The sequence below is a fragment of the Amycolatopsis sp. WAC 04197 genome (genome assembly GCF_003947475.1).
Lineage (GTDB): Bacteria > Actinomycetota > Actinomycetes > Mycobacteriales > Pseudonocardiaceae > Amycolatopsis > Amycolatopsis japonica.
In genome coordinates this window covers 706304-731190 of the sequence record NZ_QHJK01000001.1, presented here as the reverse complement: position 1 = coordinate 731190, position 24887 = coordinate 706304, and the positions used below count along the sequence as shown (strand labels likewise).

The window sequence follows — 24887 nt, the reverse complement described above, 5'->3', positions numbered from 1 at the left end:
AACCTGCCCTTTGTCAATGCGTTCGCGCGACCAGGTAGTCGGCGACCGATTCGCAGGCGTCCCGGGCGGGCGACGCGGGCAGCGCCGCGAGCTCGGCACGCGCCCGACGAGCGTAGTCGGAAAGAGTTTCGCGTGCGCGTTCGAGTCCGGACGAGGCCCGCAGCAGGCCGAGGGCCTCGGCGACGAGCTTGTCGTCGGAGATCGGGCCGGACAGCAGCTCGACCAGGCGCGGGTCGGTGGCCGGGTCGGCGAGCGCGTACAGCATCGGAAGCGTGCGGACACCTTCGCGCAGGTCCGTGCCCTGCGCCTTGCCGAGCTCGTCGGAAGCGGACGCGATGTCGATGACGTCGTCGGAGATCTGGAACGCCGTCCCGATGATGTCGCCGAAGCGGCGAAGCGCGTCGATGTACTCGTCGGGCGCGCCGGACATCATCCCGCCGAACCGGCCGGAGGTGGCGATCAGCGAACCGGTCTTCTGCGCGATGACCGTGAGGTAGTGCTCGACGGCGTCGTCGCCGTCAGCCGGGCCGACCGTCTCGCGCATCTGGCCGGTGACCAGCTCGCCGAAGGTCTCGGCGATGATCCGGGCCGCGTCGGTGCCGAGGTCGGCGACCAGCCGCGAGGCGTGCGCGAACAGGAAATCGCCGGTCAGGATGGCGATGGTGTTGTCCCAGCGGGCGTTGACGCTCTCCGCGCCGCGACGCATCGTCGCCTCGTCCATCACGTCGTCGTGGTACAGCGTCGCGAGGTGCACCAGCTCGACGGCCGCGGCGGCGGTGACCACCTGGTCGCCCTGCTTCGGCCCGAACTGCGAGGCCAGCAGCGTGAACAGCGGACGGAAACGTTTGCCCCCCGCCTCGACCAGGTGCGAAGCGGCGTCCTCGACGGCCTTGACGTCACTGCGGACGACCTCGCGGAGCAGGGTCTCGACGTCGGCGAGACCGGTCGCGAGGGTGCGCAGGAGCTGCTCGTCGGCGATCTGGAGCCCCACGGACGCGCGCAGGTCCTCGATGGCACCACCTGGGGCAGGTGAAGACACAGACACGTCGGCTCCGCTCTCTTTGACACCGTTCGGGGTTGGTCCCAGCGTAGTGGCTACCCGCTGAGGCCTGTTGACGTGCTGTCCTGCGGAAACGGTGACGAAGATGACACCCCCGCCGAGTATCCCGCGCCGTCGGGCGCGAACGGGTCAGCGGCGGCGGATCTTGATGTCGTCCATGCAGGTCGCCTTGCCCGCGACGTCGCGATACGGATAGCCCTTGGCGTCCAGCAGTTCCATGACCTTCAGCTCGGCCTCGTCGAGCACGTCACGTTCTTCTTCGCCTTGAAGCGTGATCCGGAAGGTGAACGCGCCGAGGTGCGCGCTGTAGGTGAGCAGGCCGTCCTCGGTGAACCCGATCGCCTGATGGTCGCTCAATTCCGCGAGGAGCCGGGCACGGGTGTCGGCGTCGGGGTGGTCGAACTTGCCGTTGACGAGGACGCGGTAGGTCGGCATACGCCCGAATATACAGACCTGTATCCGGATACGAACCCGAATATCCAATGGGTGTCCATGATCCACTGTCGAGTGAAACGACCGTCACGCGCGCAACGGGCGAATCCGACACGCAGATAGTGATGACAAAGGAAGAACGGCCAACCGGCTCGCTCTCCGTCACGTGAGGAGGACGTGGAAATGCGCATCACCATCGCAAGCCGGGCAGGCCTCGTCGGCGCACTGCTGCTGGCAGGTCTCGGCGCCGGGGTGTCCCCGGCCGCCGCTTCGAACCCGGCCGGGGTGGCTTCACTCGGCTCCGCCGCCTTCACCAAGGGCACCTCGGCGCCGATCTCGATCGCCTCGCTCGCCGACTGCGCGGTCGAGGGACCGACCAGCAACTCTTCCGGGGTCGTGACCAGGACCGGGATCACGTTCGGTGGCGGCACGACGACGTGCACGACCACCGTCGTCGACCCCGAAAACGACGTGACCACGACGAAGTCGGAAGCCAAGGGACAGAACTTCGAGCTGTCGGCGCTGGTGTCGTCGAGCGGGCCGCGGATCAAGATCAGGTCCTACTCGGTCAGCTGCACGGCGACCCAGACCAGCACGAACGCCAGCTGGACCTACGGCGGCGCGACCGGGCTCGGCACCCTGCCGTCGCCGGTGCCGGTCGGCTACGTCAAGCCGATCACCAAGTCCAACGGCACGCTGCTCGCCGAGGCGATCTTCAACGAGCAGACCTTGCCGGGCGACGGCAGCATCGGGCTGACCATGCTGCGGATCAAGTTCGCCCCGGCCTCGAACATCACCGGCGAAGTGGTCATCGGGCGCACGGCCTGCTCCCCCACTCCGTAAGCCGGCCCGCCGGGAAAGGGGCGTCCGGAACCTGCCGGGCGCCCCTTTTCCATTCTGGCTTATATAAGCCTCTGCTGATACCTTGGCGGCAGCCGAGCAGAGGAGGGCACCGATGGTCGACGTGACCAGCCAGATCGACTCCGTCCAGCGCAAACTGGGCAAACGCGTGATCGAAGCGGGCGAGGCGGTGACGGCGACCGTCAGCCAGGTCTACGACACCGGCCTCGACGACCTTTGGGACGCCTGCACCAATCCCGAACGCATCCCGCGCTGGTTCCTTCCGGTGAGCGGCGAACTGCGCGTCGGCGGCAAGTACCAGCTCGAAGGCAACGCGGGTGGGACGATCGAACGCTGTGACCCGCCCATGAGCTTCGCCGCGACCTGGGAGTACGGCGGCGATGTCAGCTGGATCGAACTCCGGCTGAGCCCCGAAGCCGATGGCCGCACCCGGTTCGAGCTCGACCACACCGCCGTTCCCAACGAGCACTGGAACCAGTTCGGGCCCGGCGCGGTGGGCATCGGCTGGGACATGATGCTGAACGGGCTCGCGCTCCACCTCGCGTCCGGCGAAGCCGCCGATCCCGAAGCGGCCATGGCCTGGATGACCAGCGAAGAAGGCGTGCGGTTCATGACGCTGAGCAACGAGGCCTGGTACGAGGCCGACGTCGCCAACGGGACGGACCCCGCCATCGCCCGCACCCGCGCCGACGCCACCTTGGCCGCTTACACCGCGCCGCCGGAGAGCTGAAGGTCTTCGGCGAGTTCCGGGGCGCGAAGCAGGTCGATGAGCTCGTCGTCCGCCCGGAACACGGCGCGGGCGCCCGGCATCCCCGCCTGACGGAGCATCGCGTGGAGGACGTCGGCGTGCGGCTGGTCGAGCAGGGTCCAGACCATCGCGCGCCGTTTCACCTCGTCCCCCAGTTCGCGCGCGGTCCACCAGGCGAAGACGAGCGCGGTCACCTGGTTGACCGCGGTTTCCCGCCCCCGCGCCAATTGCGCGCGGTTCAGCCCGCACACCTTGATGGTCTGTTCGCCCTTTTCGGTCAGTGCGCGGTAGGTCCCGATAGAGAGCACCAGGAACAGATGCTCCAGCGGATCTTCGGCGGTCGGATCGACGAGCAGGCTGTTGCCGTCTTCGTCCACCGGGAACAGGTCGCGTTTGTGGTGGCTGTTGCAGTATTCGCAGGCGAGCACATGATTGAGCCAGTCGAAGGCGCGTCCCGGATTCCTCGCGATCGGCTCGAAATGGTCCACAGTGGACCCGAGGCCGTCGCCGCAGTACATGCAGTACCCGCGGCCGGCGGCCATGACGTCCAGCCCGGCCCGCAAGGAACGCCGCACGGCACGGGAAACCCGCCAGAGTCGCCGGGCTTCTTTCGTGTCACCGGGAGGGATGCGCGCCGTCAGCTCTTCGAGATCGGCCACCACCTGCCCCGGCAGCGCGATCCGGCGGATCCCGATCACCGATCGTCGGCCTCGAACCGCCTGGCCACCTCGTCGACCCGGCTCGGCGGCGAACTGCTCAGCATGCCGCGCAGGCGTTCCCATTCCCGGACGCCGTTCGCGTCCGCCCGGCCGGACGCCACCTGGAATTCGAGTTCGGCGAGATGCTCCCGCAGTTCGACCGCCTGCGGCGAATAGGGCGTGTCCAAGCCGAAAAGGTCGGACAGCACCGCGTCGTCCCCGGACCCGAACACGACCCGCTCGTACAGCTCCTCGGAGACCACGCGCGGCGGAACCTCTTCGTCGGGCCCGGAAAGCCGGATGAGCCCGCCCGGGTCGGCGGCCTGGCAGACGTAGGGGCTGTGCGTGGTGACGATGAACTGGATACGCGGGAAATGCGCCTTGAACCACGGCCCCATGCGTTTCTGCCACGACACGTGGAGATGCGCGTCCACCTCGTCGATGATCACGACGCCGGGACTCTCGTGATCGAGGCCGGCGCCGTCGAGTTGCTTGAGCAGGTCGACGACGAGCGCGGTCACCGTGCGGTAGCCGTCGCTCATCTCGCGCAGCGGGAACCGGTCGCCCCGGTACTCGACCCAGAGCCCGTCCGAATCGACGTCCCGGATCCGGTAGCCGCCCGGCAGGAGACCGTCCCCGAGGATCTCCAACGCCTTGTCCTTCAGCTCACGCGCGCCCGCTTTTCCTTCCAGGGCACGGAGATGCTGATTGATCAGCCACGTGACCCCCTCGGCTAGCGAGGCGTCTTCGTGGAACAGGCTGGCCATCCGCGCCAGCGATCCCGCGCCGCGCATCCACGATTCGGCCTCGCCGCTGCCGCCCGCGAGCCGTCGAAAGGGCCCGTATGCGGCGCAGAACGGCTGGCCAGGGGGAAGCCCGGAGATCGGCAGGAGACCGGAGTCGAGCCAGCGGACCTCGACCGGCGCCGGGCCCTCCTCGCGCATCACCGAAAGCTCGATCGACCCGGACGTCTGGTCCGTCGAGATCCAGCTGCCGGCGTCCGACAACAGGCCCCACGCGACGTCCGGCGCCGCCGCGACCGCGATGGCGCGCAGCAACGAGGTCTTGCCCGAGCCGTTGCGCCCGGCGAGGACCACCCAGCCGGGGCCGGGCAGCCGGAGGTCGACGGCGCGGGCGCCGCTGAAGCCGCGGATGTTCTCCAGCCGGACCCGCTCGATGTACATGGAGGAAGCTTACGACGGCGTCGGCGTCACCTGGGCCCCCGAAAGTGGGTCGCCATCACGAAATCCATCACAGCGAGCGCCTTGCCGACGTCCAGGTCCGAAACGACCTTCTGGCGGTCCGCAGCCGGACATGCCCGCGGACGTCGATGTTCCCGAGCGGTGAGGCGTAAAGGGCGAATTCGCGGTCGTCCTGCGTACGGAACGTGACCCCAGGGCTCGCGCCGAACGTGATCAACTGGTGGTCTTTGTAGGTCTTGTTCGGGTCAGCGTGCCGTGATCCCGCAACCATCGAGACCGCCCATGCGCCGGGTTTCGGTCTGATTGCCCTTCACCCCGCCCAAGTCGATGACGGCGTCGTCGACCCGGTCGAGAACGACGTGACTCGGGTCCATATCGCGGACCGAGACGAGGTCGTAGCCCCGCGGAACAGCGAGCACTGCTTCCTGCCGTGCTTGGCCTCGCTTTCCGCTCGACAGGCCGGGTTACGTCTCCCTTTCTGCGGTCGTAAACGGCGAGGTCGATCAACTCGCAGAGATCCAGCGTCGCATCGACGGCCTTCTCGTCGTCGCGATCCGCGGGACGCGGATGTTTCGGCTGCCATTTCGGAAACTGCGGTGGCGGAGGGGGCGTCTCCACGGATTCCGCACAAGCCGTCAGCAGGCCCAGGAGTACTGCGCCGAGAATCACCCTTCGAAACTTCATTACGCAGAGTATGCGAATTTCGCTAGCCACCTACCAGGTAGAACCCCGTTTCCCAGGGCGCATTCACACGATCGGTTTTCACGGATAGTCACCGAGTTCGCTTCGGCTATTCAGCAGGGAACGGGGCATCATGCAGACGGGTTCACCGGCCGGGGAACCCTGGTAATCTTCCCGGCGTCGGATTACGCAGGGTGCATCGGGGAGACGCGCCTTGTAGCCACGGGAGGGGCACATGACGACGGTGACTTCGGGGCGGCTTCGGCCATTCAGCGGGGAACGGTGCAGCGCTGCGGGGGTGCATGGCCGTGCCTGAGGGGACACCTGTCTACGAGCCGGGCTTGCGCTGGAGTGAGGTCGACCGCTTCCGCCCTGCCGGAGGTTCTTACGGAACGCCTGTCGCCGAAGGGGCGGGGTTCAAGTACGACGAGGCGACGCTGCATGAGCTGGCGAATGAGTGGTCTGACCTGGCCAAAGAGTACAAGGCTGATCTGAATCAGGCGGACTTCCTCGTCAAGACGAAGCCGCCTGGAGCGGAGTACGCGAGCGGGAACAACGCCGACGTCACTCAACAATCCGGCGCCGCCCTCAGGGATGCACTGAACCAGCGCATCGTCTACTGCGAGAACATGGCGCGCAAGTACTTGACCGCACTCGGCAAGTACACCGCTGCGGACGAGCACGCCGCCACGGTCATCAATCACCAGCCGAAGGGCATCTTGTGATGCAACGCTCCGTCCTTCTCGTCGGTATTGCCGCGCTTGCGCTTGCCGGGTGCTCGCCAACGACGACCGATGGCACTCCCACTCCTACGAATGGTGGCACGAGTGCAGGTCCTTCAAGCTCCTCTCAGGTGCCTGGCCCTGATGTTCCCAAAGTCGCGAATCCGCTCACCCTGACACAGGTCAAGCAAGCACCTTGCAATGCTCTATCCGAAATACAGGCTAGTGAGCTCCTCGGCCCCGGCGCCGCACCCAAAGAACGTCTAGATGGCACAGCGGGTCCTTCCTGCATGTGGTCCATTCCCTCCACCTCCCGCCCGCTGATTGACGTGATCTTCGGCCGGTCTCCCGACGGAGGTACTGCAAGTGTTTACAAAGCCAAAGGTGCTACCTACAAGCTCGTCGAACCGCTCTCGCCGGTAGACGGCTACCCGCTGACCGTCTACGGCGTGACGGACGAACGCCCCTCAGGCAAGTGCTCGGTGGCGCTTGGAGCCAGCGATACCGAAACCGTCGGAATCGTGGTGGAGCAGTCCGAAGCCAACATCAGCAAGAAGGACCCCTGCGACGCTGCCCGTGAAGCCGCGATCAGGGTCCTGACCACCATCCGAGGGAGCAACTGATGGTCGCCGAAGGACCGCTCACCGCGCCCCAGATCTACGAGCAGATCACGAAGGGCGAGGGCACTGGCTCGCTCTCCGATGCCCAGCGGGCAGCCCATGAGCTGACCCGGCGACACCATGAACGGGCACAGCGTCTCGCCGCCCTCACCCAGAAGACTCTGGCGGGTTGGCAGGGTGGGGCCAGCATGGCCGCGGTCGACGCGACGATGCCGGTCGTCGAAGCGGCGGCGGACGACGTGGCGCATCTGACGCGGGCCCAGACCGCCATCAGCTCCCAGATGGACGCGTTCGGCACGGCCAAGAACTCGGTCAAACCGGTGCCGCCCGAGCAGCCCGCGCCGACGGCCGACGACGTCAAGGCCGTCATGAGTGGCAGCCTGATCGGCTACTGGAGCAGGGTTCAGGGATACCAGGCCGACAGCCAGCACAACATCGACACCTTCGCGTCCTACCACTCCGCCAGCACCGCCAACGGCGACGAGCTGCCTGCTCAGTACGCGCAGCTCACCGACCCCGGCGGCAGCGTCACTCTGGACGAGGGCGGCGCCGGGAAGCCCGCGGTGAGGGGATTCGGCGACGGCTCCGACGGACGCGAGCACGGTACTGGCGAGCCCTACCGAGGACCGAGCGGCCCCAGTGGACCGAGCGGACCCAGTGCACCCCACGGCCCCAGCACGCCGAGTGGACCCAGCGGGCCGAACACCCCTGCGCCCGACAGCGGTCCCCAGCCTGGGCAAGGCCCCCAGCCGGGTCAGTACCCGGGTCCGCATCAGCCCGGCGCGCAGCAGCCGGACGACGGGACCCGCGCGAATTCGTACACGCCGCCCCAGACCACGCCGGTCGTACCGCCGGCGGCGAACCTCGACTTCGGGCCGACCGGCAAGCCGAGCCCCACGTACAACACGCCCGGCGCGTTCCCGCCCGGGTACGGACCCGGGACGAGCGGGCCCGGCATCTACGGTCCTGGCGGCAGGCCGCCAGGCGTGACGGGCGGCCCCGGCGCGACCGGCCGACCTGGCGGGGCAGGTCAGCAGCCTGGCATGGGTGGCCGTAGCGGCGCCGGGATGCCCGGCGAGGGCATGGCCGGCCGCGGCACGACGGGGGCGGCGGGTGCCGCCGGTCGTGGTGGGGCGAACGGCATGCCGATGGGAGCGGGCGCTGGGCGCGGCGGGAAGGGCGAGGAGGACAAGGAGAAGAAGGCTCCGGCGTACCTCCAGAACCCGGATCCCGATGAGACCTTCGGCGGCTACATCGAAAAACCGACGCCGCCGGTGATCGGCGAGAAGAAGAAGTAGCACCACAGTCCCAGGGGAGGGAGGCACGTGGTGCTCGCGCGCCCGGTCGAGATCACGCTCGACACACTGTTGACCGCGTTCCGTCACGCCGGTTGCGGAGATCCGCATCTGATCTTCGCGGGCGGGCTGCGATACATTCCGCCGTCGTCGCGAAACGGCGAAGACCGGGCAGCGTTCGAGGAGCTCGGCGGGCTCGGGTTCACCGAAGGCAAGCGGCTGACCAGCGACTTCGAGGACGTCCTGCACATACTCGACCGGCCGAACACCGAGTATTACGCGACGGTCCGCACCGAGGCGGAGCAGTACAGCGTGCTCGTCGCCGTGCGCGGGCGCGCCGCGGTGACGGCGATCTGCGAAGGAAACCGGGTGTGGCTGAAAGGCGTGCGGACCTCCGACCGCGCGGCCGCGCTCGTGATGAACCTGCCCGAGTACCCGCCGGCCCGATTTTCCCCGTTTTCCTTGCCCCAGGACGATTTCAACGGCGACGGCAGCAACGACCTCTACGACGAGCCCGCGTCTCGAAGCAGAGAGGCCCGGCAACTGGACGAAGTGTTCGAGCAGCCCTATTTCGGTGTCGGGTTCTTCGCCGCGGCCATGCGTCCTGACGGGGGCAGACGCACGGAGGCCACGGATGACCTGACGTATCTCGACCTCGACGCCGGCCGGGTGGCCATGCACGTGAGCGGTTCTCCTCGGAACCGGTACATCACCGTCCTCCCCGGCGAACCCGCGCTACTGGCGCAGAAGGTCGCCGCGCTGCGAGCGAGTCTCGACCACTGACTCGATCAGGCGCACCGACCGGGCGGCGCAGCACCGCTTCGTCGAGGTGAGCGGCAGGTCTCTTCTGGCCCAGCACCGCGAAAGAGCACCCTGCCCGGTGCGCCCCGGCAAGTCATTCCCCGAGCCGGGCGACCTCGCGAACAGCCCCCGAAATAGCCGTGAAGTCCTTCTTCAGCAGCGCCCCATGGTTGCTCTCGACCTTCGCGCTCACCTTGATGTTCGGGTTGCGGGCGGTCACCGCGTCGAGCCCGGCGCGGATCTGTTCCTGCTCGTCCCCCTTGCTGCCGAAGGAGGTTCCCGACGCGACCACGTACCGCATCGGCACCTTCACCCGGTCGAGCACCGGTCCCAATTCCGACTCCCGCGAGAGCTTGCCGAGTTCGATGTTGCTCTCCGCCTGCTGGGCGGCGCTCATCCGCGGCGTCAGGCCGGTCGGGCGCAGCAACGGCATGATCAGGTTGAGCCGCTTGAACATCTTCCTGATCCGCTGTTCCATGGCGTCGTCCAGCCAGTCGTACGGGAACGCGCCGTCGACGAGCACCGCGCCGATGGTCCGCTCCGGGTTCCGGGCGGCCCAGTGAGCGGCGACGACCGCTCCGTAGGACCAGCCCACCACGATGGCCCGCTCCACGCCGCGGGCCGCGAGGACGGCGTCGACGTCGCGGACGGCGGCCTCGAAGGAGTAGTCGGCCGAACGCCGCGACTTGCCGCGGGCGCGCTCGTCGTAGGTGATGTGGCGGAAGTCCGTGCCCAGGTCGGCGAGAATCCGCCGCCAGTAGCCCTGGGTCGCGAACTGGCCGTTGAGATAAACGATGGGGATGCCGGGGCCGCCGGTGTCCGTGACGGCCAGCGCGGTGTCTTCGACGGAGACCATTCCGGTCCAGGTAGAGGAAGTCATGAGGGAACTATCGAGGTCCGGCCTGACACCGCTCTGACGTCGCCCTGACACGAAAAAGCCCCCTCACGACAGCGAGGGGGCCTTTCGCGAAGCGAGGACTACTTGAGGGCGAAACCGCCGGAGCCCGCCCAGTCGAGGGCGAACGCCGGGAGCAGCCCCAGCACCAGCGTGACGATGACGCCGAGCGTGATCGCCGTGGTGGTGAACGCGCCGGGCACGGTGACGGTCGGGCCGTCGGGCGCCGGCTCGGAGAAGTACATCAGCACGATCACCCGCAGGTAGAAGAACGCGGCGACGGCGCTGAAGATCAGGGCGACGACGACCAGCGGCGCCATCCCGTCGGACAGGGCCGCCGAGAACACCACGAACTTGCCGACGAAACCACTGGTCAGCGGGATACCGGCCAGCGCGAGCAGCAGGAAGGTGAACACGCCCGCCAGCACCGGAGACCGCTTCGCCAGGCCTGCCCAGGCGGACAGGTGCGTCGCCTCGCCGTTCGAGTCGCGCACCAGCGAGACGACACCGAACGCGGCGAGCGTGGTGAAGCCGTACGCCAGCAGGTAGAACAGCGTGCTCGACAGGCCTTCCTCGGTCATCGCGATGGCACCGACGAGCAGGAAGCCGGCGTGCGCGATGGACGAGTAGGCGATCATGCGCTTCACGTCGGTCTGCGTCAGGCCCAGCACCGCGCCGATCAGCATCGAGATGATCGCGACGGCCCAGAGCACGCCGCGCCATTCCCAGCTGGTCGACTCGAACGCCACCTGGAACACCCGCAGGATCCCGCCGAACGCGGCGACCTTGGTGCAGGCGCCCATGAACGCGGTGACCGGCGTCGGCGCGCCCTGGTAGACGTCCGGGGTCCAGGTGTGGAACGGACCGACCGAACCCTTGAACAGCAGGCCGACCGCGAGCAGCCCGAGCCCGGCGAACAGCAGGGTGTCCGACCGGTCCGAACCGGCGGCGGCGTTGGCGATGTCCGACAGCTTCACGGAGTTCGCGTAGCCGTAGAGCAGCGCGAGCCCGTAGAGGAAGAACGCCGACGAGAACGCGCCGAGCAGGAAGTACTTGACCGCGGATTCCTGCGAGAGCAGGCGACGGCGACGGGCCAGACCGCACATGAGGTACAGCGGCAGGCTCAGCACTTCGAGCGCGATGAACATGGTGAGCAGGTCGTTGGCCGCGACGAACGCCATCATGCCGCCGAGCGCGAACAGCGTCAGCGGGAAGACCTCGGTCTGCATACCGGTGGTGCCGACCTGCGCGCGGTCCTGGACCGTGCCCGGACGAATACCGGCTTGCGCGACGAACGCGCCACCCGGCTCGACCGAGCGGTCCGCGATCAGCAGCAGCGCGCCCAGCGCCAGCGCCAGCAGCGTGCCCCAGAGGAACAGCGACGGCCGGTCGACGGCGATGGCGCCGCTGAAGGTCGTGACGCCGCCCTTCGGCGCGGAAGTGCTGGCGTACCAGGCGAGGAAGACGCCCGCCGCCCCGATCCCGACCAGGGACAGGAAGACCTGCGACGGCCACCGCATGTGCTTGGGCAAGAAGGCTTCGAGCAGCACGCTGACACACGCGGCCCCGAGGATGATCAGGATCGGCGTGACGGCGAAGTAGTCGATCGACGGCACCTGCACCGGTGGCGCCTGAGTCAAGAAGAGCACGGTTTACTTGCCTCCCTGCACGGACGACATCGTCGCCTGCACCGACGGGGTGATCGTGTCGAGCACCGGCTTGGGATAGAACCCGAGCGCGATGATCAGCACGACCATCGGCGCCAGGATCGCGATCTCCCGGCCGCCGAGGTCCTTGATGGCTTTGGTGGCACCGAGTTCCGGAGCCATGGCCGTGCCGGGCCCGCCACCGGCGCCGATCAGGGCGTCACCGCGGACGGGGCCCTGCATGACGCGCTGGTAGAGCCAGAGCACGTAAGCCGCGGCCAGCACCATGCCGACCGTCGCGATGATCGTGTACACCGGGTAGTCCACAAAGGACCCCAGCAGCACCAGGAACTCACTGATGAAGGAGTTCGTGCCGGGCAGGGACAAAGTGGACAGACCGGCGATGAGCAGCATCCCGCCGAGCAGCGGGGTCACCTTCGCCATGCCGCCGTAGTCGGAGATCCTGGTGGATCCGCCGCGCATCACGATCAGGCCGACGACCACGATCAGCATGCCGGTGGCGAGGCTGTGGTTCAGCATGTACGACACCGAGCCGACCATCGCCTGCTCGTTGAAGGTGAAGATGCCCAGTGCGATGAAGCCGAAGTGGGCGATCGACACGTACGCGATGAAGCGCTTCATGTCGCGTTGCCCGGCCGCGAGGATCGATCCATAAAGGACACCCGCGACGGCGAGCACCAGCACCCACGGCGCGAGTTCCTTGCTGGCGTCGGGGAACATCGGGAGGCAGTAGCGCAGGAACCCGAACGTGCCGACCTTGTCCAGCACACCGACCAGCAGGACCGCGACGCCGATCGGCGCCTGGCCCGCGGCGTCCGGCAGCCAGGTGTGGAACGGCACCAGCGGGGCCTTGATCGCGAACGCGAGGAAGAACCCGAGGAACAGCCAGATCTGCGTGCCCAGCGGGGCGTCGCGGACGACCGTGACGAGGGTTTCCCAGTCGAAGCTGCCCTTGCCGAGCTTGTCCGACGCGAGCGAGTACGCCCCGATCGCCGAGGCCAGCATGATCAGGCCGCCGAGGAACGAGTACAGGAAGAACTTGACCGCCGCGTACTGCCGGTTCGCGCCGCCGTAGCCGCCGATCAGGAAGTACATCGGGATCAGCATGATCTCGAACAGCACGTAGAACAGGAAGACGTCGGTCGCGGCGAACACCGCGATGGTCAGCGCCTCCTGCACCAGGATCAGCGACAGGAACCCGCCCGCCGAGCGCCCGGCCGGGAGCTTGTCGGTCAGGCCCAGCGCGCCGACCACGATCGGCACCAGCAGGCCGATGACCGCGATCATCACCAGCGCGATGCCGTCGATGCCGAACGAGATGTGGATGCCGAAGTTCGGGATCCAGTCCATCGAGGACTTCTGCTGGATGCGGTCCCCCGAAGGCGTGTAGCTCGCCCACATCGGGATCACCAGCAGGAACGTCAGGAGCGACACCACCAGCGCGGTGAGCGTCGCCAGCCTGTCGTTCTTCTTCATCCCCGCGACGACCGCGGCGCCGACGAGCGGCAGCAGGATGGTTGCGAGTACCCAGGTCATGCGAACCTCACCAGCAGAAGTGCCGCCAGAAGCAGGAATGTGCCGCCCAGCATGGACAGTGCGTACGAGCGGACGAAGCCGGTCTGCAGGCGGCGCAGGCGCCCGGATCCGCCGCCGAGCGCGGCGGCGAGGCCGTTGACGGCGCCGTCGACGCCGCGGTTGTCCACGTAGACCAGCGCCCTGGCGAGCCAGGTGCCCGGACGGGCGACCAGCGTCTCGTTCAGGGTGTTGCCGTAGAGGTCGTTGCGCGCGGCCTTGACCACGGCCGAGACCCGCTCGGGGCGTTCCACCGGAACGTCCTTACGGCCGACGAAGAGCCACGCCGCCGCCGCGCCGAGCACCGACAGCGCCACGGTGAGGATCGGCACCAGCGCGTGCGGGATGACACTGTGGCCACCCTCCTCGAGCGGCCCGACCACCGGCGAAAGCCATTCGGCGAACCGGTCGCCGAGGGCGAAGAACGCACCGGCGCCGACCGAACCGACGGCCAGGATGATCATCGGCCACTTCATCACCGCGGGCGATTCGTGCGGGTGGAAGTCGCGGCCGTCGCTGGACTTGATCTCCTTCCAGCGTTCCTTGCCGAAGAAGGTCATCACCATCAGGCGGGTCATGTAGAACGCGGTGAGCCCGGCGCCGAGCAGTGCCGCGCCGCCCATCACCCAGCCGCGCCAGCCGCCCTGCGACAGCGCCGCTTCGATGATCGCGTCCTTGGTGAAGAAGCCCGAGAGCGGCGGGATGCCGATCAGCGCCAGGTAGCCGAGGGCGAAGGTCCAGAAGGTGACCGGCAGGTGCTTGCGCAGCCCGCCGAACTTCCGCATGTCGACCTCGTCGTTCATGGCGTGCATGACCGAACCGGCCCCGAGGAACAGCCCGGCCTTGAAGAAACCGTGCGCCACCAGGTGCATGATGCCGAGCGCGTAGGCGATCGGCCCGAGGCCGACGGCGAGCATCATGTACCCGATCTGGCTGACCGTGGAGTACGCCAGGACCTTCTTGATGTCGTCGTAGGCGCAACCGATGACGCACCCGATCAGCAGTGTGACCGTGCCGACGAGGGTGACGATCAGGCGGCCGTCCGCGGTGGCGTTGAAGATCTCGTGCGCGCGGGCGACCAGGTAGACGCCGGCGGTGACCATCGTCGCCGCGTGGATGAGGGCCGAGACCGGGGTCGGGCCCTCCATCGCGTCGGGAAGCCAGGCCTGCAGCGGGAACTGGCCGGACTTACCGCAGGCGCCCAGCAGCAGGAGGATCGCGATCGCGGTGACCGCACCGGTGGGGATCTGGCCGACGGCGCCGAAGACCTCGGCGTAGCCGGTGCTCCCGACGTACTTGAACATCAGGAAGATCGCCAGCGCGAGCCCGACGTCACCGACGCGGTTCATCAGGAACGCCTTCTTCGCCGCGGTGGCCGCGGACGGGCGGTCCTGGTACCAGCCGATGAGCAGGTACGACGCGAGACCCACGCCTTCCCAGCCGAGGTACAGCGTCACGAAGCTGTTGCCCAGCACCAGAATCAGCATCGAGGCGACGAACAGGTTGAGGTACGCGAAGAACCTCGACCGGTCGCGGTCCTCGGCCATGTAGCCGATCGAGTAGAAGTGGATCAGCATGCCGACGCCGGTGATGAGCAGCACGAACGTCAGCGACAACGCGTCGATCCGCAGCCCGAAGTCGACCTGCAGCGCCGAAACCGGGATCCACGAGAACAGCTTGACGTCGGCGGTGGCCTTCGTGTCGGCCGTGAAGAACAGGATCAGGCCGTACACGAAGGACAGTGAGACGGTCGCGCTGCCGAGGAGGTGTCCCCAGCCCCTGGCCCGCTTACCCGCCAGCAAAAGAATGAGGGCGCCGAGAGCCGGGAAGGCCACCAGCAGCCACGATGATGCGGTCACTCTCGGTGCTCCCTAGTACTTCAGCAGGTTGGTGTCGTCGACCGAGGCCGAGCGCCGGGTGCGGAAGATCGCCATGATGATCGCGAGCCCCACCACGACCTCGGCGGCGGCGACGACCATCACGAAGAACGCCATCACCTGGCCGTCCAGCGACCCGTTGATCCGGGCGAACGTGACCAGGGACAGGTTCGCCGCGTTCAGCATCAGCTCGATGCACATGAACACGACGATCGCGTTGCGGCGCACCAGCACCCCGACCGCGCCGATGGCGAACAGCAGCGCGGACAGGAGCAGGTAGTACGTCGGGGTCATTCCTTCTCCCCTTCAGACTTGCCGACCAGAGCGTGGGCGTCCGGACCTTCCTCGGTCCCGGCGACCTGCTTCCGTTCGGTTTCCAGCTGTGCGGCCGAAGTCGACTCGATGATCTCCGAGAGCGACTCCCTGGCGATCGAGCCGTCGGGCAGCAGCGCCGGGGTGGCGACCGAGTTGGCCGTGGCGAACACACCCGGGCCGGGCAGCGGCGAAGGCCGGTCGTGCTTGCCGGTGAACCGGTCGACGACGAGTTCCTTCTGGTTCTTCTTGCCGCCCTTGGCGTGCCGGTCGGTGAACGCGAGCACCATCGCGCCGAGCGCGGCGGTGATCAGCAGCGCCGAGGTGAGCTCGAACGGGAACAGGTACTTGGTGAAGATCAGCCGTCCCAGCCCGCCGGGGCCGCCGCCGTCGAGGTTCGCCGGGTCGCGCGGCAGCGCCGGGGTGACGTTGGCCAGCGCGCGGGCGAGACCCGCGGCGAGCAGGCCGCCGACGCCGATGCCGAGCAGGGTCGCCATGACCCGCTGCCCGCGCAGCACTTCGACGACCGAGTCGGAACTCTCGCGGCCGACCAGCATCAGCACGAACAGGAACAGCATCATGATCGCGCCGGTGTAGACGATGATCTGCGTGAAGCCGAGGAACGGCGCCTGCTGGATCATGTACAGCGCGCCGAGGCACAGCATCGTGAGGACCAGCCACAGCGCCGAGTGCACGGCGTTGCGGGAGAAGATCATGCCGAGTCCGCCGAGCAGCGCGAGCGGGCCGAGCACCCAGAACGCGATGGTCTCGCCGGTGGTGATCCCGGCCGAAACGTCCGGCGCCTGCGCGAGGAGAGCCGTGATCACTTGACGGCCTCCGTGCTCTCAGCGGGCTGCTTGCGCGCCAGCTCGGGGCCGTTGACGTAGTAGTCCTGCTCGTTGTCGCCCAGCCGCATCGGGTGCGGCGGCTGCTCCATGCCGGGCAGCAGCGGCGCGAGGAGGTCTTCCTTGGTGTAGATCAACCGCTGCCGGTCGTCGTCGGCCAGCTCGTAGAAGTTGATCATCGTCAGGGACCGGGTCGGGCAGGCTTCGACGCACAACCCGCAGCCGATGCAGCGCAGGTAGTTGATCTGGTAGTCGGCGCCGTACCGCTCACCGGGCGAGTACCGCGCCTCTTCGGTGTTGTCGCCGCCTTCGACGAAGATCGCGTCCGCCGGGCAGGCCCACGCGCACAGCTCGCAGCCGACGCATTTCTCCAGCCCGTCCGGATGCCGGTTGAGCTGGTGCCTGCCGTGATACCGCGGAGCCGCGGGGGCACCCGCCTCCGGGTACTCCTCGGTGGCGACCTTCTTGAACATCATGCCGAAGGTGACACCGAAACCCTTGATGGGATCAAACATCCCCATCGCCGGCCTCCCTTCCACTGGAAACCGCCGCGGGCTTGCGCTTGGCAGCCCGGGCTTCGGCCTTCGCGAGGGCCTTCTGACGCGGGGTCTTCTCCGGGACCTGCAGGTCGAGCGGCGGCACGGGGAATCCGCCGCCGGTCACCGGGACGTAGTCGTCTTCCGGGACCTTCTTGTCCGGCAGCAGCAGGCTCAGGATGACGACGACGAGGATGAGCGCGCCGCCGCCGATGAGGATCTGCGGGGTGGACAGGCCACCCGAGTTCTTGATCGCGCGGACCGTGACGATCACGACGATCCAGACCAGGTTGACCGGCACCAGGACCTTCCAGCCCAGCCGCATGAACTGGTCGTACCGCAGCCGCGGCAGCGTGCCGCGCAGCCAGATGAACCCGAACAGCAGGATGAACAGCTTGGCGGAGAACCAGATCAGCGGGAGCCAGCCCTGGTTCAGCGCGTGGTCCGCGCCGACGAACGGGAACTTCCAGCCACCGAGGAACAACGTGGTCGCGAACGCCGAGACGATCACCATGTTGACGTATTCGGCGAGGAAGAACATCGCGAACTTCATCGAGCTGTACTCGGTGTGGAAACCGCCGACCAGCTCGGATTCGGCCTCGGGGAGGTCGAACGGCGCGCGGTTGGTCTCACCGACCATGGAGATCAGGTAGATCACGAAACTCGGCAGCAGCAGGTAGAAGTACCAGCCGGTCTGCTGGGAGTCGACGATCGCCGAGGTGGACATCGAACCCGAGTAGAGGATGACGCCGACGATCGACAGACCCATCGCGATCTCGTAGGAGATCACCTGGGCCGCGCTGCGGAGGCCGCCGAGCAGCGGGTACGGCGAGCCGGAGGACCAGCCCGCCAGCACCAGGCCGTACACCCCGATCGAGGAGCAGGCCAGGATCACCAGCACGCCGACCGGCAGGTCGACCAGCTGGAGCACGGTCCGCTCACCGAAGATCGAGACGACCGGCCCGAACGGGATCGCCGCCAGCGCGATCAGCGCCGGCACCGCGGAGATCACCGGCGCGAGGAAGTACACCTTGCGGTCGGCGGTGTCCGGGATGATCTGTTCCTTGAACGGCAGCTTGATCGCGTCCGCGAGGGACTGCAGGTAGCCGCCGGGCCCGACCCGGTTGGGCCCGGGACGGTTCTGCATCCGGCCGACGGCCTTGCGCTCCCAGACGATCAGGAAGATCGTCAGGATCGGGCCGATCAGCAGGATGACGACCGTCTTGAGCAGGACCAGCCACAACGGGTCGTCCGCCAGCAGCGCCGCCCGCTCGGCGGCGTCCGGCATCTGGCTGAGCAACGGAGTCACTTCTCACCTCCGGTGAGGGTGACGGCCGAACCGTGACCGGCCGCGAGAGCGGCGCGGACGGCCGAGCCGTCGGAGTTGCCCGGGAGCCACACGACGCCGTCCGGCAGGTCGGCGACCTCGATCGGCAACGTGATGGAACCGCGTTCGGTGGAGACCTTGACGCTGCCGCCCAGGCCTTCGGCGGTCTTCGCCGAGAGCTTGGCGACGACCTCGCGCTGCGTGCCCTTGAGGTGCGGCTCGCCGTCCTGCAGCGAACCGTTGTCGATCAGCTGGCGCCAGGTGGCGAGGAGGGCCTTGCCGTTCCCCGCGCTCGCGGCGACGGCCGCCACCGGCTCGAAGACCGCGGGCTCGGTCTTGCCGGGCAGCTTGGCCAGATCGGCGGCGGAAGCGGCCGGGGTCTGGGTGAACAGGTCCGCGTCCATCTCGACGGCGAGGGTGTCGAGCACCCGGCAGTCCGGCAGGGCGCCGGTGCCTTCGAGGGTGACGGCGAACTCGCGGCGGCGGCCTTCCCAGTTCAGGTAGCTGCCCGCCTTCTCGACCGCCGGGGCGATCGGGAGGACGACGTTCGCGTGCTCGGTGACCGCGCTGTGCCGCAGTTCCAGGCTCACCACGAACTTCGCGTTCTCGAGCGCGCGGCGGGCCAGGTCCGGATCCGGCAGGTCGTCCGGGTCGACGCCGCCGACCAGCAGGCCGTCGATGTCCTGACCCGAAGCGGCCTTGAGGATGGCGGTGGTGTCACGGCCCTCCGTGGCGGGAAGCGTGACGCCCCAAGCCTTTTCGACCTCGGCGCGAGCCTCGGCGTCGGCGACCGGACGGCCACCCGGCAGCAGCGTCGGCGCCGCGCCCGCCTCCAGGGCGCCGCGTTCACCCGCACGACGCGGGATCCACGCGAGCCGGGCGCCGGTGCGCTCGACCAGCCGGTGCAGGGCCGAGAAGAGACCCGGGACCTCGGCGGCACGTTCGCCGACCAGGATCACCGCTCCTTCCGAGGCCAATGCCTGGTCGACGTCCTGCGCGTGCTGCGCGATGCCGTCGATCGCGGCGGCCTCGGCACCCGGCGCGCAGGCCAGCAGTTCACCGAAGGTCTTGCGGACCGACGAAGTGGTCCACTGTCCCAAGTGGACGACGCGCGTGCGGTTCTTGCGGGCCGCCTTGCGCAGCCGCAGGAACACGATCGGCGCTTCGTCCTCCGGCTCGAACGCGACGCACAGCACCGTGCGCGCCCGCTCGATCTCGCCGAAGGTGACTCCGCTTTCCGGCGTCGTCCCGACCACGTGCGACGCGAGGAAGCCCAGCTCCTCGGCCGAGTGCGGACGGGCGCGGAAGTCGATGTCGTTGGTGCCCAAGGCGATCCGCGCGAACTTCGAGTACGCGTAGGCGTCCTCGACGGTCAACCGGCCACCGGTCAGCACCGCGGCGCCCTTGCCGTCGCGTGCCTTGGCCAGCCCTTCGGCGGCCGCGCGCAGCGCGTCGGTCCAGGAAGCCTCTTCGAGCACGCCGTCGGCGTTGCGGACCAGCGGGCGCCGGATGCGGTCGTCCGCGGTCGAGTAACGGAACGCGAAGCGGCCCTTGTCGCAAAGCCACTCTTCGTTGACCTCGGGGTCGTCGCCCGCGAGCTTCCGCATGACCTTGCCGCGGCGGAAGTCGGTCCGCTCGGCGCAGCCGGACGAGCAGTGCTCGCACACGCTCGGCGAGGACACCAGGTCGAACGGCCGCGAACGGAACCGGTACGCGGCCGACGTCAGCGCGCCGACCGGGCAGATCTGGATGACGTTGCCGGAGAAGTACGACTGGAACGGCTGACCGGAGGTGGTCCGGGAGGCCAGGTCCAGCACGTCCGCGGTCTCGGCGGTGCCGATCTGCTGGTGGGCGCCGCGTTCGAGGAGCTCGATGAACGGGTCGCCGGCGATCTCGCGGGAGAACCGGGTGCAGCGCTGGCAGAGCACGCAACGCTCCCGGTCCAGCAGCACCTGCGAGGAGATCGGCAGCGGCTTCGCGAAGGTCCGCTTCTGGTCGACGAAGCGGGAGTCCGCACGGCCGTGCGCGAGCGCCTGGTTCTGCAGCGGGCATTCGCCGCCCTTGTCGCAGATCGGGCAGTCCAGCGGGTGGTTGATGAGCAGCAGCTCCATCACACCCTGCTGGGCCTTGTCCGCGACGGCCGAGGTCAGCTGGGTCTTCACGACCATGCCGTCGGCGACCGTCATGGTGCACGAGGCCTGCGGCTTCGGCATCGGGCGGCCGCCCATTTCGACCTCGACCAGACACTGGCGGCAGGCGCCCGCCGGGTCGAGCAGCGGGTGGTCGCAGAAGCGCGGGATGACCGTGCCGAGCCGCTCGGCGGTGCGGATCAGCAGCTCGCCCTTGGGCGCGATGACCTCTTCACCGTCGATGACCAGCTTGACGTGGCCCTCGGGGACCGGAGTGTCCTCTGTGGACGTCCCGGGCTTGTCGGGTGCGATCGTCATGCCTGCGCCCCCACCAATTCGCGCTTGTTTGCTTGACACAAAGCCAGGAATTCATCCCGGAAGTACTTGATACCGCTCTGGATCGGCGAGACCGCGCCGTCGCCGAGCGCGCAGAACGAGCGGCCGAGGATGTTGTCGCAGACGTCGAGCAGGGTGTCGATGTCCTCCTCGGTGCCCTTGCCCTCGACCATGCGCTCCAGGATCTGCGCCAGCCAGTACGTGCCCTCGCGGCACGGCGTGCACTTGCCGCAGGACTCGTGCTCGTAGAACTGCGTCCACTTCATCACGGCCCACGGCACGGAAACGGTCTCGTTGAAGACCTGCACGGCCGTCGTGCCCAGCATCGACCCGGCTTCCGCCGCGCCTTCGAAGTCCAGCGGAACATCGAGGTGCTCGGCGGTGAACATCGGCGTGGACGAACCACCCGGCGTCCAGAACTTCAGCGGGATGCCGTCCTTCATGCCGCCCGCCATGTCCAGGAGCTCGCGCAGCGTGGTGCCGAGCGGGCATTCGTACTGGCCGGGCTTCTCGACGTGGCCGGAGATCGAGTAGATCTTCGGGCCGGGCGACTTCTCGCGGCCCATCTCGCGGAACCAGCTCGAACCGCCGTTGACGATGTACGGCGCGCTAGCGATGGTCTCGACGTTGTTCACCGTGGTCGGCGCGGCGTAAAGACCGGCGGCGGCCGGGAACGGCGGCTTGAGCCGCGGCTGGCCGCGACGGCCTTCCAGCGAGTCCAGCAGCGCTGTCTCCTCGCCGCAGATGTACGCCCCGGCGCCCGCGTGCACGGTGATGTCGAGGTCGAATCCGGAGTCGAGGATGTTCTTGCCCAGGTAGCCCGCTTCGTACGCCTCGCGCACGGCCGCGTTCAGGCGGCGGATGCAGTGCAGCGCCTCGCCGCGGACGTAGATGAAGCAGTGGTGCGAACGCATCGCGTACGAGGCGATGATGCAGCCCTCGATCAGCGAGTGCGGGTCCGCCATCATCAGCGGGATGTCCTTGCAGGTGCCCGGCTCGCCCTCGTCGGCGTTGATGACGAGGTAGTGCGGCTTGTCCTCGTTCGGCGGCATGAAGGACCACTTGATGCCGGCCGGGAAGCCCGCGCCGCCACGGCCGCGGAGGCCGGAGTCCTTGACCAGCTGGACGATCTGCTCGGGAGTGGCCTTGAGCGCCTTGCGGATCGCGGTGTAGCCCTCGAGGGCTTCGTAGGACTGGATCGTCCAGGAGTTGGGCGAAAGCCAGCGCTTCGTGAGGACCGGAGTGATGGGATCGGCCATTACTTCTTCTCCACTTCGGGCAGTGGGACGTCCTTCATCGCGGGCGCGGTCCAGCCGCGGTCCTGCGCGACCTGCGCGCCCCGCAGCGTTTCGACGGCCTGCGAAGGACCGTCGACATCCGTGCGGTACTGCTGCGCGTCCTCCGGGAAGAACCCGGCGAGCTGCAGTTCGGCGCCCTTGAAGTTCGTCAGCGGCGCACCGCGCGTCGGGGCCGGCTTCTTGCCCGCCTGCAACGCGTCGACCAGCGCGACGGCCTTTTCCTCGGTCTGGTTGTCGAAGTACTCGTAGTTGACCTGGATGACCGGGGCGAGGTCACAGGCCGCGAGACATTCGGCGTGCTCCAGCGTGATCGAGCCGGGCTCGTTCGGCGTGCCCGCGGTCTCGTTGTGCCCCAACGGCTTCTCTTCGGAGCCGAGGTGCGTCTGGAGCTTCTTGTAGATCGCGTCGCCGCCCATGGCCGCGCACAGCGTGTTGGTGCAGACGCTCACCAGGTGCTCGCCGCACGGGCGGCGCTTGTACATGGTGTAGAACGTCGCGACCGCGCTGACCTCGGCGTCGGAGAGGTCCAGGTTCTGTGCGCAGAAGGCGATGCCCTCCTGGCTCACGTAACCCTGCACCGACTGCACGAGGTGCAGCATCGGCAGCAGCGCCGACCGCGACTGCGGGTACCGCGCGATCAGGTTCTGTGCCTTGGCGTACGTGTCGGCGTCGAAGATGTCTTCGAGCTTCGCGTTCTCCAGGATCCCTTCCGCCTCGGCGGGATCCGGCGCGATCGCGATCACGTCGACGTCGCCACCGGCGGCGATGTGGGTCTGCTCGGCCAGGCTGGTGCCGGGCTCGGGCGTGGGTGTCGTTCCGGGCTGGGTGCTCAACGGTCCACTCCCCCCATGACGGGGTCGATCGAGGCGATGGCGGCGATGACGTCCGCCACGAGGCCGCCTTCGGCCATCGCGGGCATCGACTGCAGGTTCACGAAACTCGGTTCGCGCACGTGGACCCGCAGCGGCCTGGTGCCGCCGTCGGAGACCAGGTGCACGCCGAGTTCGCCGCGCGGCGACTCCACGGAGGTGTAGGTCTGGCCCGGCGGGACCTTGAAACCCTCGGTGACCAGCTTGAAGTGATGGATCAGCGATTCCATCGACTGGCCCATGATCTTGCGGACGTGCTCGAGCGAGTTGCCCATGCCGTCGCTGCCGATCGAGAGCTGCGCCGGCCAGGCGACCTTCTTGTCCTCGACCATGACCGGGCCCGGCTCGAGCTTCTTCAGGCACTGCTTGATGATCCGCAGGCTCTGGTGCATCTCCTCGACACGCAGCAGGTAGCGCGCCCAGCAGTCCGCCTCGGTGGAGGTCGGGATGTCGAACTCGAACTCCTCGTAGCGGGAGTACGGCTCGGTCTTGCGCATGTCCCACGGGAGACCGGCGCTGCGCAGCACCGGGCCGGTGACACCGAGCGCGAGGCACGCGTCGACCGGCAGGTACCCGACACCCTTGAGCCGGTTGCGCCAGATCGGCTGACCGGTGAAGAGCTTGTCGTACAAGGGAAGCCGCTCGTCCATCGTCTTGACGAACTGGCTGACCACCTCGTGGTAGTCGGCGGGCATGTCCTGCGCGAGCCCGCCGGGGCGGATGAACGCGTGGTTCATCCGGAGACCGGTGAGGTGCTCCAGCAGGTGCAGGACCTCTTCGCGCTCACGGAAACCGAGCGTCATCGCCGTGGTGGCACCGAGTTCCATCCCGCCGGTGGCGATGTAGACCAGGTGCGAACCGATGCGGTTGATCTCCAGCAGCATCACGCGCAGCAGCTCGGCGCGGCGCGGGGCCTGGATGCCGAGCAGCTTCTCGACGCCGAGGCAGTACGCCATCTCGGTCGAGAGCGGGGCGAGGTAGTCCATGCGCGTCACGAAGGTGACGCCCTGGGTCCACGTGCGGTACTCGCAGTTCTTCTCGATCCCGGTGTGCAGGTAGCCGATGACCGAGCGGAGCTGGGTGACGGTCTCGCCCTCCATCTCCAGCACGAGCCGGAGCACGCCGTGCGTCGACGGGTGCTGCGGGCCCATGTTGATGACCATGCGCTCGTCGTGGCGGGAGTCCTCGATGAGGTCTTCCCAGTCACCGCCGGAAACGGTGTAGACGCGGCCTTCGGTGGTCTCGCGGGAGTCGGCGTAGTTGACGTCGTCGGTGCTGTCGGCGCCTCGGGGTCCGGTGGCGGTGCCTGTCGTGACGTCGGAGAGGTTTTCGGTGCTCACGAGTACGACCTCCGCTGGTCCGGCGGCGGGATCTCCGCGCCCTTGTATTCGACCGGGATCCCGCCGAGCGGGTAGTCCTTGCGCTGGGGGTGACCGTCCCAGTCGTCCGGCATGAGGATGCGGGTCAGCGCCGGGTGGCCGTCGTAGACGATGCCGAACATGTCCCAGGCCTCCCGCTCCTGCCAGTCGGCCGTCGGGTAGACCCCGACCAGCGACGGGACGTGCGGGTCTTCGATGTCGAGGGTGACCTCGAGCCGGATGCGGCGGCGGTAGGTCATCGACGTGAAGTGGTAGACCGAGTGCAGCCGCTGCGGGACGTCGACGCCGTAGTCGACGCCGGACACCGAACTGAGCAGTTCGAAGCGGAGACCGGCGTCGTCGCGCAGGACCTTGGCGATCTCGACGAGGTGCTCGCGGGAGACGTAGAAGGTGATCTCGCCGCGGTCGACCGTCGTCTGCTGGATCGCGTTCGCCGGGATCTTGTTGTCCGCCAAGGCCGCGTAGAACTCGTCGGCGAACTCGTCGAACCAGCCGCCGTACGGGCGCTCCGCCGGGGGCGGGCTGTACGCGGGGAGGCGGACGCCGCCGTAACCGGAGGTGTCGCCGGTGCCGCGGACACCGAACATGCCCTGGCGCTCTTTACCGGTGACGACCGGCTCGGCCGGGCGGGCGCCCTGCGGCTCGAGGCCGCCTGCGGGCCGGTCGGCGCTGGACTGCTCGCCGCCGGTTTCCGGGGTTTCGGGGGAGTTTTCTTCGGGCACGTC

24 protein-coding genes are annotated in these 24887 nt (G+C 68.1%); 6 read left to right on the top strand and 18 right to left on the bottom strand.

Annotated features, from left to right (window positions below; translation table 11 throughout):
* Positions 1 to 13 precede the first annotated feature (13 nt).
* Both DMC64_RS03660 and DMC64_RS03655 read right to left on the bottom strand, forming a co-directional pair.
* The gene (locus DMC64_RS03660) at positions 14 to 1039 is read right to left on the bottom strand and encodes a polyprenyl synthetase family protein (RefSeq protein ID WP_043847873.1); all 1026 of its coding nucleotides are present in this window, start codon (positions 1037 to 1039) and stop codon (positions 14 to 16) included.
* 150 nt (positions 1040 to 1189) lie between these two features.
* Positions 1190 to 1495, bottom strand: coding sequence for a DUF6204 family protein (locus DMC64_RS03655; protein WP_037332883.1), 306 nt, complete (start codon positions 1493 to 1495; stop codon positions 1190 to 1192).
* 180 nt (positions 1496 to 1675) lie between these two features.
* Here DMC64_RS03655 and DMC64_RS03650 point away from each other — a divergent pair, with 180 nt between their 5' ends.
* Positions 1676 to 2335, top strand: coding sequence for a hypothetical protein (locus DMC64_RS03650; RefSeq protein WP_125732034.1), 660 nt, complete (start codon positions 1676 to 1678; stop codon positions 2333 to 2335).
* Between the two features lie 112 nt (positions 2336 to 2447).
* Positions 2448 to 3083 (top strand): SRPBCC family protein, encoded by a 636-nt coding sequence (locus tag DMC64_RS03645; RefSeq protein ID WP_125732032.1) that lies wholly within the window; start codon positions 2448 to 2450, stop codon positions 3081 to 3083.
* Here the strand turns inward: DMC64_RS03645 and DMC64_RS03640 are convergent.
* From DMC64_RS03640 to DMC64_RS43160, 3 genes are all read right to left on the bottom strand, one after another.
* Positions 3059 to 3799 (bottom strand): HNH endonuclease, encoded by a 741-nt coding sequence (locus DMC64_RS03640; RefSeq protein WP_125732030.1) that lies wholly within the window; start codon positions 3797 to 3799, stop codon positions 3059 to 3061. The genes DMC64_RS03645 and DMC64_RS03640 overlap by 25 nt on opposite strands.
* Positions 3796 to 4983, bottom strand: a complete 1188-nt coding sequence (locus DMC64_RS03635; protein WP_037332894.1) for an AAA family ATPase — start codon at positions 4981 to 4983, stop codon at positions 3796 to 3798. The genes DMC64_RS03640 and DMC64_RS03635 overlap by 4 nt, the downstream gene beginning before the upstream one ends.
* A 263-nt stretch (positions 4984 to 5246) precedes the next feature.
* Entirely contained in the window at positions 5247 to 5420 is a 174-nt protein-coding gene (locus DMC64_RS43160; protein WP_233629549.1) for a hypothetical protein, read from the bottom strand.
* 564 nt (positions 5421 to 5984) lie between these two features.
* Between DMC64_RS43160 and DMC64_RS03625 the strand changes: the two genes are divergently transcribed.
* From DMC64_RS03625 to DMC64_RS03610, 4 genes are read left to right on the top strand one after another with little or no spacing between them, the layout of a single operon-like run.
* Positions 5985 to 6407 carry a hypothetical protein gene (locus tag DMC64_RS03625; protein WP_125732028.1) on the top strand — a complete coding sequence of 141 codons (423 nt, stop codon included), beginning with the start codon at positions 5985 to 5987 and terminating at the stop codon, positions 6405 to 6407.
* Positions 6407 to 7027 (top strand): DUF3558 domain-containing protein, encoded by a 621-nt coding sequence (locus DMC64_RS03620; RefSeq protein ID WP_125732026.1) that lies wholly within the window; start codon positions 6407 to 6409, stop codon positions 7025 to 7027. The genes DMC64_RS03625 and DMC64_RS03620 overlap by 1 nt, the downstream gene beginning before the upstream one ends.
* Positions 7027 to 8322, top strand: coding sequence for a PPE domain-containing protein (locus tag DMC64_RS03615; protein WP_125732024.1), 1296 nt, complete (start codon positions 7027 to 7029; stop codon positions 8320 to 8322). The genes DMC64_RS03620 and DMC64_RS03615 overlap by 1 nt, the downstream gene beginning before the upstream one ends.
* A 27-nt stretch (positions 8323 to 8349) precedes the next feature.
* Positions 8350 to 9102, top strand: a complete 753-nt coding sequence (locus DMC64_RS03610; protein WP_125732022.1) for an ESX secretion-associated protein EspG — start codon at positions 8350 to 8352, stop codon at positions 9100 to 9102.
* Between the two features lie 112 nt (positions 9103 to 9214).
* On the opposite strand, the gene DMC64_RS03605 is transcribed toward DMC64_RS03610, so the two are convergent.
* The 13 genes from DMC64_RS03605 to DMC64_RS03545 all read right to left on the bottom strand — a co-directional run bounded on the left by DMC64_RS03605 (position 9215) and on the right by DMC64_RS03545 (position 24884).
* Positions 9215 to 10000 (bottom strand): alpha/beta fold hydrolase, encoded by a 786-nt coding sequence (locus DMC64_RS03605; RefSeq protein WP_125732020.1) that lies wholly within the window; start codon positions 9998 to 10000, stop codon positions 9215 to 9217.
* A gap of 98 nt (positions 10001 to 10098) precedes the next feature.
* The gene (gene nuoN, locus DMC64_RS03600; RefSeq protein ID WP_037332903.1) at positions 10099 to 11664 is read right to left on the bottom strand and encodes an NADH-quinone oxidoreductase subunit NuoN; all 1566 of its coding nucleotides are present in this window, start codon (positions 11662 to 11664) and stop codon (positions 10099 to 10101) included.
* A gap of 3 nt (positions 11665 to 11667) precedes the next feature.
* The gene (locus tag DMC64_RS03595; RefSeq protein ID WP_037332906.1) at positions 11668 to 13218 is read right to left on the bottom strand and encodes an NADH-quinone oxidoreductase subunit M; all 1551 of its coding nucleotides are present in this window, start codon (positions 13216 to 13218) and stop codon (positions 11668 to 11670) included.
* The gene (gene nuoL / locus DMC64_RS03590) at positions 13215 to 15113 is read right to left on the bottom strand and encodes an NADH-quinone oxidoreductase subunit L (protein ID WP_125732018.1); all 1899 of its coding nucleotides are present in this window, start codon (positions 15111 to 15113) and stop codon (positions 13215 to 13217) included. Before nuoL ends, DMC64_RS03595 begins: the two co-directional genes overlap by 4 nt.
* Before the next feature lie 12 nt (positions 15114 to 15125).
* Positions 15126 to 15425, bottom strand: coding sequence for an NADH-quinone oxidoreductase subunit NuoK (gene nuoK, locus DMC64_RS03585; protein ID WP_005151882.1), 300 nt, complete (start codon positions 15423 to 15425; stop codon positions 15126 to 15128).
* A complete protein-coding gene (locus DMC64_RS03580; RefSeq protein ID WP_125732016.1) occupies positions 15422 to 16270 on the bottom strand; it encodes an NADH-quinone oxidoreductase subunit J in 849 nt (282 codons plus the stop codon). Before DMC64_RS03580 ends, nuoK begins: the two co-directional genes overlap by 4 nt.
* Positions 16267 to 16809 carry an NADH-quinone oxidoreductase subunit NuoI gene (gene nuoI / locus DMC64_RS03575; RefSeq protein ID WP_125732014.1) on the bottom strand — a complete coding sequence of 181 codons (543 nt, stop codon included), beginning with the start codon at positions 16807 to 16809 and terminating at the stop codon, positions 16267 to 16269. Before nuoI ends, DMC64_RS03580 begins: the two co-directional genes overlap by 4 nt.
* Positions 16796 to 18133, bottom strand: coding sequence for an NADH-quinone oxidoreductase subunit NuoH (gene nuoH / locus DMC64_RS03570; RefSeq protein ID WP_233629548.1), 1338 nt, complete (start codon positions 18131 to 18133; stop codon positions 16796 to 16798). Before nuoH ends, nuoI begins: the two co-directional genes overlap by 14 nt.
* Complete coding sequence (locus DMC64_RS03565) at positions 18130 to 20598, bottom strand: NADH-quinone oxidoreductase subunit G (protein ID WP_125732012.1); 2469 nt, start codon at positions 20596 to 20598, stop codon at positions 18130 to 18132. Before DMC64_RS03565 ends, nuoH begins: the two co-directional genes overlap by 4 nt.
* A complete protein-coding gene (nuoF, locus tag DMC64_RS03560; RefSeq protein ID WP_016330964.1) occupies positions 20595 to 21875 on the bottom strand; it encodes an NADH-quinone oxidoreductase subunit NuoF in 1281 nt (426 codons plus the stop codon). Before nuoF ends, DMC64_RS03565 begins: the two co-directional genes overlap by 4 nt.
* Positions 21875 to 22747 carry an NADH-quinone oxidoreductase subunit NuoE gene (gene nuoE / locus DMC64_RS03555; RefSeq protein WP_037332932.1) on the bottom strand — a complete coding sequence of 291 codons (873 nt, stop codon included), beginning with the start codon at positions 22745 to 22747 and terminating at the stop codon, positions 21875 to 21877. Before nuoE ends, nuoF begins: the two co-directional genes overlap by 1 nt.
* The gene (locus DMC64_RS03550) at positions 22744 to 24123 is read right to left on the bottom strand and encodes an NADH-quinone oxidoreductase subunit D (RefSeq protein WP_125732010.1); all 1380 of its coding nucleotides are present in this window, start codon (positions 24121 to 24123) and stop codon (positions 22744 to 22746) included. The genes nuoE and DMC64_RS03550 overlap by 4 nt, the downstream gene beginning before the upstream one ends.
* Positions 24120 to 24884, bottom strand: a complete 765-nt coding sequence (locus DMC64_RS03545; RefSeq protein ID WP_037335924.1) for an NADH-quinone oxidoreductase subunit C — start codon at positions 24882 to 24884, stop codon at positions 24120 to 24122. The genes DMC64_RS03550 and DMC64_RS03545 overlap by 4 nt, the downstream gene beginning before the upstream one ends.
* Positions 24885 to 24887 lie beyond the last annotated feature (3 nt).